The sequence below is a fragment of the Mucilaginibacter sp. GW822-FHT03E02 genome, assembly GCF_058801545.1.
The window spans coordinates 4913832-4926478 of the sequence record NZ_JBXANJ010000001.1 but is presented as its reverse complement, the minus strand read 5'-3'; the positions used below and the strand labels follow the sequence as shown (position 1 = coordinate 4926478).

Genomic DNA, 12647 nt, shown 5'->3' with positions numbered 1-12647 from the left:
AAGAAGAAATGTCAAGAGATAAAAATATAAAAATACCCGAATTAGCTTTAGTAGTGCTGATAGGTGCAACCGGTTCGGGGAAATCGAGTTTTGCACGGAAGCATTTTAAACCAACGGAAATCATATCGTCAGATACTTGCCGCGGTTTGATAAGCGATGATGAAAATAACCAGGCTGCATCGGCGGATGCTTTTGCCCTGGCAAGGTACATTACCGGTTTGCGTTTAAAAAACGGACTGCTTACCGTGATAGACGCTACCAACGTACAGGAAGAAGCACGCCGCGACTGGGTAAAACTGGCCAAAGAGTACCATTGCCTGCCGGTGGCCATCATCCTGAATATGCCCGAAAAAGTTTGCGCCGCCAGGAACGCCCTGCGGCCCGACCGCAATTTTGGCGCTCATGTTATCCCGCAGCATATCTCGCAGTTAAAGCGCAGTTTTAAAAAGCTTAAGTTTGAAGGGTTCCGCAATATTATCGAATTACGGTCGCCAGAGGAGGTGGATGCCATAACCGGCATCGTCCGCGACCCATTGTATAATAACAAAAAGCATGAAAACGGCCCGCTGGATATTATAGGCGACATACATGGATGCTACGACGAACTGGTAACCCTGTTAGCCAAATTAGGCTACGTAAATAATGCAGAAACCTGGGCGCACCCCGAAGGCAGAAAAGCTGTATTTGCAGGCGACCTGGTTGACCGCGGCCCTAAAACGCCCGAAGTGTTAAAATTAGTAATGGCAATGACAGCCGCCGGTACGGCGTACTGTGTGCCAGGCAACCACGATATTAAACTGATGCGCTGGCTTAATGGTAAAAATGTACAGGCTAAGCACGGCTTAGAAAAATCAATTGAGCAGTTGAGCACGGAAACACCTGAGTTTAAGAATAAAGTAACCAAATTCATTGATGACTTAATAAGCCATTATGTATTTGATGATGGCAAACTGCTGGTTGCCCATGCCGGGTTAAAAGAAAGCATGCAGGGCCGGGGATCCGGCGCTGTACGCGAGTTTTGTTTATATGGCGATACAACTGGCGAGATAGATGAATTTGGTTTACCCGTAAGGCTTAACTGGGCTGCCGAATATACCGGCAAGGCCATGGTGGTTTACGGGCATACACCTGTACCGCTGGCGCAGTGGTTAAACAATACCATCGATATTGATACCGGCTGCGTATTTGGCGGTTCGCTTACAGCGTTGCGTTATCCCGAGCGGGAACTTGTTGCTGTAAAGGCCAAGGAGGTTTATTGCGAACCGGCAAAGCCTTTAAACTATGTTAAGCCCTCGGCAGATAACTTAACCCTGCAACAGGAAAACGACCAGGTACTGGATATTGCCGATTTTATGGGGAAACAAATTGTAGAAACCCGGCTGGGCAACAATATCACCATCAGGGAAGAGAATGCCATTGCAGCTTTGGAAGTGATGAGCCGCTTTGCCATCAACCCAAAATGGCTTATTTATTTGCCGCCGACCATGAGTCCAAGTAAAACCAGCATTTTGGATGATTACCTGGAGTTCCCGGCCGAGGCTTTTGATTATTACCAGGCTGCAGAAATTGGCCGGGTAGTTTGCCAGGAAAAACATATGGGATCAAGGGCGGTAGTTATTGTGGGTAAAAACGAGGCGGCTATCAGCCAAGCTTTTGGCATCAGCAATGAGGGCATAGGCACCATTTATACCCGTACGGGCCGGGCATTTTTTAACGACAAAAATACCGAGCAGGCTTTGTTGAGCAGGCTGAATGAAGCGTTGATCAATTCGGGATTTTATGAGCGTTTTGATACCGATTGGGTTTGCTTGGATACCGAACTAATGCCCTGGAGCGCCAAAGCCCAAGCTTTATTGCAAACACAGTATGCCGCTGTGGGTACAGCCGCCACGCATGTTTTAGCCGAAGTAACCGGAGCTTTAAAGCAACTGGCCGCCAGAGATGCCAATGGCGAAACCCTTTTGGCCGAATACACCGAAAGACAACAGGAGGCAGAACAATTTACTGCCGCCTACCAACGCTATTGCTGGCCGGTAAACAGTTTGGACGATTACAAGCTGGCGCCCTTCCACATCATGGCATCCGAAGGCAAGTTATGGACGGACGAAAACCATGAGTGGCATATGGAGCAGATTGCGAAGATCTGCGCGCATGACCCGGCCATATTACTGGCTACGCCTTACAAGGTTGTAAACCTGAATGACGCTGCCAGCATTAACGAGGCAACAGAATGGTGGTTGACATTAACAGCAAATGGCGGCGAGGGCATGGTAGTTAAGCCCTATAATTTTATCGAAAAAGATAAAAAGGGGCTAATACAGCCTGCCATTAAAATACGGGGCAGGGAATACCTGCGCATTATTTACGGCCCGGAATATACCGCGCCCGAAAATATGGAACGACTAAAATCACGGGGGCTAAACGCCAAACGGGGCCTGGCCCTGCGCGAGTTTTTACTCGGCGTTGAAGGGCTGCAGCGTTTTGCCGATAAGGAGCCCTTAAGGCGCGTGCACCAGTGCGTGTTTGGTGTACTGGCCATGGAAAGCGAGCCGGTTGACCCGAGGTTGTAATTTTTTGTAGAGACGCATAATTGCGTCTCCCGCGTTTAGGTGTAAGATTTGCAAGTGAGACTGTCCTGCGGGAGACGCAATTATGCGTCTCTACATTTGAAAAATATTTTAACATGAAACAAACCATCCTCCAAAAACTGCTCGAACTGGAGCAGTCGGAAAATATAAAAATATTGTACGCCTGCGAATCGGGCAGCAGGGCATGGGGCTTTGCCTCGCCCGATAGTGATTTTGATGTGCGATTTATCTACTCCCGCCCTGCCAACGATTATCTGAGCATTGTTGAAATGCCCGATGTGGTTGGTCTGCCGGTTAACGAGGTATTGGATATAGGCGGCTGGGATTTAAAGAAAACGTTAAAGCTGTTCATTAAATCAAATGCGCCTTTGTACGAGTGGCTGCAATCGCCCATAGTATACCGGCAGGATGATGCTTTTGTTGATGAACTGCGCAGTTTGATGCCAGGTTATTTTTCCTTACGATCTGCCGGCAACCACTATTTATCTATGGCGCATAATACCCTTCGGGATGATTTACAGGCTGAGGAGGTAAAACTTAAACGATATTTTTACGCTTTGCGCCCGGCGCTTGCCTGCCACTGGATAGTGGAGAAACAAACCGTACCGCCCATGGAATTTGATAAGCTGCGGGTATTGTTAGCCGATAACAAAATACAGGATGCAATAGACGTGTTATTGGCACAAAAACAAATGGCCGATGAAAAAGCGATGATAAAGCCGGTTAATATCTTAAATGAATGGCTGGCAGATACGCTGAATCAGTGCAGGGAACAATTGCAGCAATTTACATCAGAACAGCAACCGGCGCAGCCGTTAAATGAGCTATTCAGGAGGCATATACTATGATGGACTACAAGGAATTAAAACTACGTAAAGAATTCATCCTGCTGGATTGTGTAAGTGGCAGCACCGCTTATAACCTGAACGTGGTAGGATCGGATGTGGACAAAAAGGGCATCTTCATGATGCCGCAAAAACAACTGTATGGCTTTGAGCGGCAGGAGCAGATAGCCAACGCCACCAATGATGAGGTTTATTTTGAGATAGGCCGTTTTCTTGATCTGCTGGTTAAAAACAACCCCAATATCCTGGAGTTGCTAAACACCCCGGCCGAACATGTATTATACCGCCATCCGCTGATGGACCTGGTTAAACCTGCCGATTTTTTATCAAAACTGTGTATGGATACTTTTGCAGGCTATGCGCAAACACAAATAAAAAAGGCGCGGGGCCTCAACAAAAAAATAAACCGGCCAATGGATAGCGAACGAAAATCGGTATTGGATTTTTGCTATGTGATACACAACAACGGCAGTATCCCGCTAAAGGAATGGCTCAGGGAAAACAGCTACACCCAGGAGCAATGTGGCCTTGTTAACCTGGACCATTTCAGGAATGTGTATTTATTATACCATCAAAGCCAGCTGACGGAAGGCAGGTTAAAAGGGCTTATCTCTGGCGCCGGGGCTGATGACGTTCAGCTAAGCCAGGTACCCAAGGGGATTGAAAACCTGGCGGTAATGAATTTTAATAAAGATAGTTATTCCATTTACTGCCGGGAATATAAGGAGTACCAGGAGTGGGAAGATAAACGGAACGATTTGCGGTACCAAAGCACGCTGGCTCACGGTAAAAGCTACGATGCCAAAAATATGATGCACACCTTCCGCCTACTCAATATGGCCGAAGAAATAGCCTTGCATCAACAGGTAATAGTAAAACGCAACGACCGCGATTTTTTACTCAAAATCCGCAACGGCGAATTTGAGTTTGACGAACTGATGAAAATGGTGGAAGAAAAAATGGAAAGTGTAAAAGCTGCCTACGAAACATCAAGCCTGCCCGAAAGGCCGGATATGGATAAAGCCGGATTGCTTTTGGTGCAGATAAGGGAGGCTTTTTATAAAGGCTGAGTTTAATAACAACTTAAATTGCCACTTATAGTGAGTAAAAAATATGGCTATAGATTTTTATGATTTGTTGGATGGGGATAAAAAAAAGGTATTATTTGAAATCAGCCAGGAGGATTTTGATGAAATTGAATTTGCTTTTTCATATCTCAAGAAAAAAACAGGCGTGTATATAGACGCTTATGGCAAAAGCAGAATTTACAGGAGCCATGTTGAGCTGCTTGTTTCTTTTATGACCGAAAGCATGAAAGAAGCAGCTTCGAACAAAAGAAAAACCCTCTCTGAAACTATACTAAAGTTTAAAACCGTTGATCAGGGATTTTTAACGGAAGGCGATTAACCTGCCTAACTAATACGCACACTACCTTTCAACGCCCATTTTTCCAGCTTGTTCACCAGGTCATCCAGTTTAAATGGTTTGCTTATATAATCGTCCATACCTGCGTCCATACAAATTTGCAAATCGGTTTGCAGCGCGTTGGCTGTCATCGCAATAATAAAAGGACGTTCGGGAAAACGTTTTTTTATTATTCGCGTGGCTTCCAGGCCATCCATTTTGGGCATTTGCACATCCATCAAAATAACGTCGAATGTTTTTTTATTAACCAACTCCAGGGCTTCTAATCCATCTGCCGCTAAATCGGCTTCATATCCCAGTTTACTCAAAACTTTCATAATTAATTTCTGGTTCATCTGGTTGTCTTCAGCAACCAAAATATGCAATGGGTATCTTTCCGAGAAATTATCGGGCAGTTTATGTTTGGTGGCATCGGCTGGCATTGGCTCGTTGCCGGGCGCGTTTACATGTCTCGCAAGCTCTTTTATAATATGCTTGTATAAATTATTTTGCTTGGCAGGCTTGGTTAATATTGCACAAAAAAGACCTGGGTTATCCTTATGGAAAATATAACTTATCGAACTTAAAAGCATTATTGGTAAATCGGGATATTTAGCCCTTATTAAATTGGCCAGCTCAATCCCATCCATAAACGGCATTTGCATATCGGTAATAACCAGTTTAAAATCGTGTTGTTGCGATAAAATATCAAGGGCCTGCTCGCCTGAATTGGCTACCACCGGGCTTAATTGCCACTGCTCCAGCTGGCCTTTTAAAATCCGGCAATTGGTATCGTTATCATCGACAATCAAAATCTCGCTTTTTTCAAAACCATTCATACTATGGTTTATTTGCACGGGATCTTGCAGTAAACTTCTTTGTGTGTGAATATTAAACCTGAAAGTACTCCCTTTATCAATTTCACTCTCCACACTAATTTTACCGCCCATCAGCTTCACCAGTTGCTCGCTTATAACCAGGCCAAGCCCGGTACCGCCATACTGACGGGTGGTTGATGAATCGACCTGCGAAAACGCTTTAAATAACCGGTGCAGCTTATCGGCAGAAATACCAATGCCGGTATCTTTTATCTCAAAGCTTAATTCGATGTGATTGCCTTCTGACGTACTAAGCAAATGTACAGCAACATAAATTTCGCCCTTTTTGGTAAACTTGATAGCGTTACTTATCAGGTTAATCAGGATTTGCCGAAGCCTTAAACTATCGCCAACAATTTGCGCCGGTACATCATAGTCAATCTGGTAAACCAAATCGAGCTTTAAGTGGGCCGCTTTTAAAGCAAAAACATCAAAAACTTCTTCAATACAGGTGCGCAGGCTAAAATCCTTTTCCTCCAGTTCCATATTGCCCGATTCTATTTTAGAAAAATCTAAAATATCGTTGATAACTGCCAGCAGGTCTTCGCCACAGGTTTGTATAGACTCAGTGAAGGTTAGCTGTTCTTCATTCAAGGGCGTTTCGGCAAGTAAAGAAGCCATCCCGATTACCCCATTCATTGGCGTGCGGATCTCGTGGCTCATGGTAGCTAAAAATATACTTTTGGCCCGGTTAGCTTCCTCTGCTTCAATCGCTAATTTCTTTTCCACCTCTATAGCCCGTGCCAGCTGCTCGGTACGTTCTTTTACCTGGCGCTCAAGCTCGGCCTTTTGATTTAATATGGCACGCGTACGGATAATATAAAATGCCGGGCCGCTAGTGATAAAAGTTAAAGCCACAATTAACTTAAACCACCAGGTGAGCCAAAAAGGGGGCGCAATATTAATAGTGATAGCCGTGCCTTTGCTGTTCCATTTTCCGTCGTTGTTTGATGCCTTAACCCTGAATGTATATGTACCCGGATCAAGGTTGGTATAAGTGGCGGTTCGCTTATTACCAACATAGTTCCAGTCTTTATCAAAATTTTCCAGCTTATAAGCATATTGGTTTTTCTCTGGGATGATATAATTCAGGGCAGCAAACTCAAAGGTAAGTACCGAGTGTTTATAGGAAAGGTTTATAGAGTTTGTTTCGCTGATATCTTTTTGAAGCAGCGAATTTTTATCGGCGGTGCTTACCTGCTTGTTAAAAATTTGCAGCCCGGTAACATAAACAGGAGGAACAAAGTCATTATCTTTCAAACTATCCGGATAAAAAGTGCTGAACCCGTTTACCCCTCCAAAAAACATTTCCCCGTCGGCAGTTTGAAAACAGGAGTGTCCTTTAAATTCATCCCCTTGCAACCCGTCAGAAATACCATAGTTCCTGATGATTTTAGTTTTGGGGTTAAAACGGGAAATCCCCTTGTTAGTGCTCAACCAAAAGTTGCCTTTACGATCTTTCAAAATAGCATAGATCACGTTATTAGGCAAACCCTCCCTTTCGGTGTATATGGTAAATGTTTGGCTGCGCTTGTTCAGCAGGTTAAGTCCGCCGCCGTTTGTACCTATCCATATATCACCGTCATCCGTCTCGGTAACCGACTCGACTGTGTTGTTTGATAAACTGTGTTTATCCTCCTCATTGTGCTTGTAGTGCGTAAAGCGCCCGGTTTGGGGGTTTAACATATCCAGGCCGTTATCGGTACCTATCCACATATAACCCTTTTTATCCTGGTATACGGTGGTAACAATATCGCTGCTTACACTGTTATTATCCTGCGGGTTATTCCTGTATCGTGTAAAGAGGCCGGTTTTTACGTTAAAATAATTAAGCCCCCCTTTCCAGGTACCCAGCCATATGTTACCATCGTGGTCTTTATACACATTGTTGATATCTGAAAGGGACAGGCTGCGCGGATTATTTTCCTGCGGCATATGGTGTATAAAAGTCCCCTTCTTTTTATCAAACAGGTCAAACCCACCAATATGGTAGCCAATGCCGATAATATTTTTATCAATCGGCACTATGGCCATCGGGTAATTATCACTTATAGTGTTGGTGTTATTATCATCATGCAGGTAATGCACAAAGGTTTTTTTCTTCCGGTTAAATAAATTCAGGCCTCCCCCATCGGTGCCAATCCAAATATTTTCATCACTGCCATCACCGGATATGGTCAGCACATTATTGTTGCTTAAGCAATTGGGATTATTGGGGTTTTGGCTATAAGAGGTGAATTTATTGCCAAACGCCGGCAAAAAGTTAACACCACCCGAATAAGTGCCTATCCACATATTTCCTGTATCATCCTTATATAAACAATAAACAGAGTTACTGCTAAGGCTATAGGGGTCATTCGCATCAAATTTGTAACCAACAAACTTATTGGCCGGATAGTCCAGCACGCTTATGCCGCCATTTTCGGTCCCTATCCACAGCTTCCCGTTGTGCTCGAGTATGGAAAGGATATCGTTATGGCAAATGCTATTGCTGTTTTTAGGGTCGTGTTTAAAATTTATAAATGAGTTGCTTCCGGGGGCATATAACGCAAGCCCTCCGCCGTGTGTACCTGCCCAAATATTGCCCTTGCTATCTTTATAAACTGCTTTTATCCAGCTGGCCCCTAAACTGCTATTATTTGCCGCATCATGAAAATAACCAATGAACTTACCGTTTTGGGGATTAAAATGATACAGGCCATCGTCGGTTGCTATCCATAGCCAGCCATTATTATCTTCAGTAATCTGGTTTACAAAATCGTTAATTAAAGTATTTGTATTTTTACCTGTATGCGTAATTTTTTTGAATGAACCATTTGTAGTATTAAACAGATATAAGCCCTTACTGGTGCCCAGCCACATCCTTTTTTTACTGTCTGAAAAAACAGATCTGACAGCGAAAGTTAAATGACTGGAGTAATGGATAAATGTATTTGTAGCCCGGTCAAATCTCTCGAGCCCGCTTTCGGTTCCAATCCATAAATTGTGGGAACTATCTTCCATTATTGATAGTACATAATTATCAATAATCGTTGTCTTGTTATTCTGGTCGTGCTTATAATGGGTAAATTTATAGCCATCGTATTTGTTAAGGCCATCTTCGGTTCCAAACCACATAAAGCCACGGCTATCTTTTAGAATGGTGACCACATGGCTTTGGGAAAGGCCTTGGTTTGTACTAAGCTGTTTAAATTTAAGGGCGGGTGTTTGCGAATAGGATGATCCGACAAAAAGCTGGTATAAACACGAAATAAAAAGAAATATTCGACTCATTTTGTTGTGTTAATACTTTTTATTGCAGCGTATCCGTAACGGGTAAAATAATATTGTAGAGTATAAAGAAACAATCAATCTGGTGCAGAAATTTAACATCAATATTTGTACTGCAAATAAATCGCAATGTTGATAATTGCTTAACTCTTCCGTAATATTTACATTTAATCCACAATTACGCTAATGATCATTCTAAGTTAGTTTGGCGTGTACTCATACGGGATTTAAATCGAATTGTTTCAAATAACACTCACATAAAACGATTTATTTAACTTGCTAATTATTTAACTTACAAGCTATTTAGGTAAGACAGGGTAAAAAATTTCGGATAAAGAAAATTACCGGGCGATATAGCTGAATGTCTCTTAAGCAGAGATAGCCCGATTTAAGTGTTCCTGGTGCGCTGTTACAATGTGATTTACCGGCCTAAAGCAGCCGTGCTTCTGCCAGGGAGGGCGGATCTATGTTATGATAGCAATGCAGTCTAAATAAATTGCAGTTTTTCTTCCTCCAGGTCAAGGTATAACAGGTGCCGACGGATGATTTCTTCGTCGATGTTCACGTCTTCTTTATTCTTGCTGATCAGCCATTTCCTTTGCAGGTTCAGTACATCGCGGTAAACGGATTTAGATTCTTCTGTCATCAATAAACCATCAGCTGATTGATCGTTATTTTGCCACTTAAGTGCCATTTGCTGAAGCATTGGCTGCCTGCTCACTTGCTCGCAGCAGTTTGAATTTAAATATAGCAGCGCATGCTGGTTTAATTGCTTCCTGATATCGTTGTAGACCTCTTCGTCGGGCGCCACTTCATCCGGGTCGGTTAAATTCAGCTTCCTGATCAGGTAAGGCAAGGTTAAACCCTGCAGCAATAAGGTGGTTAAAATGACTATAAATGTGATGAACAAAATAAGGTTCCGCTGCGGAAAGGCAGATCCGTTGGCCAGGTAAACCGGTATCGATAAAGCGGATGCCAATGACACTACGCCACGCATACCCGACCAGCCAATCAAAAAAGGAAGCTTAAAGCCGGGGTTTCTCGCATCGGCAACAGTTATAAAATTTCGGGCTACCAGGGTAACCAACACGGCGGCAAAGGCCGATAAAATTCGCCCGGCTATTAAAACCCCGGTTACCAATAAACCATAACCAATAGCTGTAGCAATGGATACACGTTCGAGCCCGGCCGTAATCTGGGGCAAATCGAGCCCTATGATCATAAATACCAAACCGTTGAGCACAAAGCTAAGGCTGTCCCAAACGTTTAAACCACCCAGCCTTGAACTACTGCTCAGGTAGCGTAACCGGTAGTTGGATAGCAGCAGGCCGCCACTCACCACGGCCAGCACGCCCGAACTATGGACGGACTCGGCAGCTATATACATGATATAGGGCGTTAACAGGGATAATGCGATATCTGTATTGGTATCAGTTGGCAGATATTTATGTGTTTTCATAAACATGTAGCCAATAATAAGGCCGATGCCGATGCCGCCTGCCAGCATCCACACAAAGCTTAAAGCAGCCTGATGCCAAACAAAGCTGCCGGTTGCCACCGCTATCAGCGCAAAGCGAAAAATGATGAGCGAGGACGCATCATTTAAAAGACTTTCGCCCTCTAAAACATAAGATAGCCGCTTGGGTACTTTTACAAATTTTAAAATGGCCCCCACGCTTACCGCGTCCGGCGGCGAAACTATTGCTCCCAATAAAAAACCAAGGGCCAGCGTAAAGCCGGGGATAAAATAATTAACAACCAATGCTACTGCCAGGGCAGTAAAAAATACAACCAGGAAGGCAAAGCTTCCGATGATCCGTCGCCAGTGCCAAAGTTCTTTCCATGAAATGTGCCATGCCGCATCATATAGTAAGGGAGGAAGGAACAAAATAAAAATCAATTCCGATTCGATATGCAATGTAGGCAGGCCCGGGATAAAACTGATCCCCAATCCGGCCAATACCAGTAAAACAGGATAGGCAACTTTTATTTTCCTGCTCAGCATTATCAGTAATAATATCACAATAACCAGGCATAAATAAAACGGAAAATCGTCAAGCATTTGCACAGTGTTTAAACTACAGCCTAATTTATAAAAAAGCGGATGTAATTTATAATGATTGAACAAATCTGTTTACCGTATAGAAATTGAAATAAATAGACATTGTAGTTATTGTTCCACCCCCCTTTAGCTAAAGGCTATCAACATACCTGGCCTTAATAAACGTTGTGCAGTCATTTTGAAATTCGTCACAACGATCAATCAATATGGCGGCGCCTCCGGAGTTTACCATCGTTTTAACAATTCTATAAATATCCTGCCCTCCCTGGGGGCCAATGCCTGCCAAATCAAAAACAATATTATTTGTCCATGATAATGTGGTATAAAGGGAAATGAGTCTTCTTAAAGTGTTGTCTGCCGTTTTTACCTTAGTTTGCGGAGTAATCCCTTCTGTTCCGTAGATATTTGTATAAACCGGATTAGCCTTGTTAGCATATTTATTGTGATAGCTACCAATCGTAGTGGGAAAGAAGCGGTATCGAAAATAAGGCTCTTTAAAATCGGCAACAAATTTCAACGGGGAAACAATTTCAATACCATCATTAACAACCTTACCAGTAAGCACTTCCACTATTTGCTGTTTAAGAGGATAAAAAAGCGCTCCCTCCGGAATCTGAATAATTACGATTTCGCCTTTTGCCAAAGAAAATGACGGCACTAAAAAGTTATTTATTATTTGCTCAGAAAATTGCAGTACCATCAAAAGCTGGATTAATTGGCTGTTTTATAAACCTTTTTAATCCACAATTAGTATCTCCAAATTATTCTAAAATTTATTAATCCGAAATCGAAAATCCCAAATCCGAAATCACACTACACCTTCTCGCCAAACGCCAGATCGCCGGCATCGCCCAGGCCGGGTACAATATAGGCTTTGCTGGTCATTTCCTCGTCAATAGCACACACCCATAGTTTGGCTTTAGGCAGGTTGGCACGCACATGTGCTATACCCACAGTACTTGCAATCACGGCGGCAATGTGCAGCTCTTTAATATTATATTGTGCCATCAGCTCCTTACAAACAGATACCAGGCTTTGGCCGGTAGCCAGCATGGTATCGCACAGGATCAGGATTTTATCATCCAGGTTCGGGGTCGAGATATGGTCTACCTGGATAAGGAACGAACCTCCACTTTTTACCTTACGATAGGCGGTTATAAATGCCGATTCGGATTGATCGAAAAAATGCATAAAGCCCTGGTGAAATGGCAGCCCGGCCCGCAGGATGGTACCTAACACGGGCTGGTCGGCAGGAGTATTGATATTGGCTATGCCCAAAGGGGTTTGTACTTCTTTGGATTGGTAATGCAGGGTTTTGCTAAGCTCATAGGCCAAAATTTCGCCCAGTTTTTCCTGATTGCGCCTAAAGCGGGCCTTATCCTGCTGAATTTCCGTATCGCGCAATTCGGCCAAAAACTGGTTGGCAATTGTGTTGGTTTTATTGAGGACGAAAATCATGTTTAAAATTAAGTTATTTTGAATGAAAACGGGATTATTTATTTTGCAGCAGGCCTTTTAGCCACATACTATTAAAAACAAAACCTGTATTGTTGCCCCTGGGCGGCATCGGCCTTTGCTACCTGTCCCGGAATAAAGAACT

The 12647-nt window shown here is 43.4% G+C and carries 8 protein-coding genes; 4 read left to right on the top strand and 4 right to left on the bottom strand.

Annotation, left to right across the window (positions count from 1 at the left end):
* Positions 1–8: 8 nt before the first annotated feature.
* The 4 genes from AC1RM2_RS20390 to AC1RM2_RS20375 all read left to right on the top strand — a co-directional run bounded on the left by AC1RM2_RS20390 (position 9) and on the right by AC1RM2_RS20375 (position 4840).
* Positions 9–2570 carry a polynucleotide kinase-phosphatase gene (locus AC1RM2_RS20390; protein ID WP_492986997.1) on the top strand — a complete coding sequence of 854 codons (2562 nt, stop codon included), beginning with the start codon at positions 9–11 and terminating at the stop codon, positions 2568–2570.
* A 113-nt stretch (positions 2571–2683) separates the two neighbouring features.
* Entirely contained in the window at positions 2684–3436 is a 753-nt protein-coding gene (locus tag AC1RM2_RS20385; protein ID WP_492986996.1) for a nucleotidyltransferase domain-containing protein, read from the top strand.
* A complete protein-coding gene (locus tag AC1RM2_RS20380; RefSeq protein ID WP_492986995.1) occupies positions 3433–4503 on the top strand; it encodes a DNA polymerase beta superfamily protein in 1071 nt (356 codons plus the stop codon). Before AC1RM2_RS20385 ends, AC1RM2_RS20380 begins: the two co-directional genes overlap by 4 nt.
* 43 nt (positions 4504–4546) lie before the next feature.
* On the top strand, positions 4547–4840 hold the full coding sequence (locus AC1RM2_RS20375; RefSeq protein WP_492986994.1) for a hypothetical protein: 294 nt from the start codon (positions 4547–4549) through the stop codon (positions 4838–4840).
* Positions 4841–4845: 5 nt separating this feature from the next.
* Here AC1RM2_RS20375 and AC1RM2_RS20370 read toward each other — a convergent pair whose 3' ends face one another.
* The 4 genes from AC1RM2_RS20370 to upp all read right to left on the bottom strand — a co-directional run bounded on the left by AC1RM2_RS20370 (position 4846) and on the right by upp (position 12505).
* Positions 4846–8988 (bottom strand): two-component regulator propeller domain-containing protein, encoded by a 4143-nt coding sequence (locus AC1RM2_RS20370; protein WP_492986993.1) that lies wholly within the window; start codon positions 8986–8988, stop codon positions 4846–4848.
* Positions 8989–9472: 484 nt separating this feature from the next.
* Positions 9473–11047: a Na+/H+ antiporter gene (locus AC1RM2_RS20365; protein ID WP_492986992.1), complete on the bottom strand. Its 1575-nt coding sequence runs from the start codon at positions 11045–11047 to the stop codon at positions 9473–9475.
* Between the two features lie 130 nt (positions 11048–11177).
* Entirely contained in the window at positions 11178–11747 is a 570-nt protein-coding gene (locus tag AC1RM2_RS20360; protein WP_492986991.1) for a hypothetical protein, read from the bottom strand.
* Positions 11748–11860: 113 nt separating this feature from the next.
* The gene (upp, locus tag AC1RM2_RS20355) at positions 11861–12505 is read right to left on the bottom strand and encodes a uracil phosphoribosyltransferase (protein WP_492986990.1); all 645 of its coding nucleotides are present in this window, start codon (positions 12503–12505) and stop codon (positions 11861–11863) included.
* Between the last annotated feature and the right edge of the window lie 142 nt (positions 12506–12647).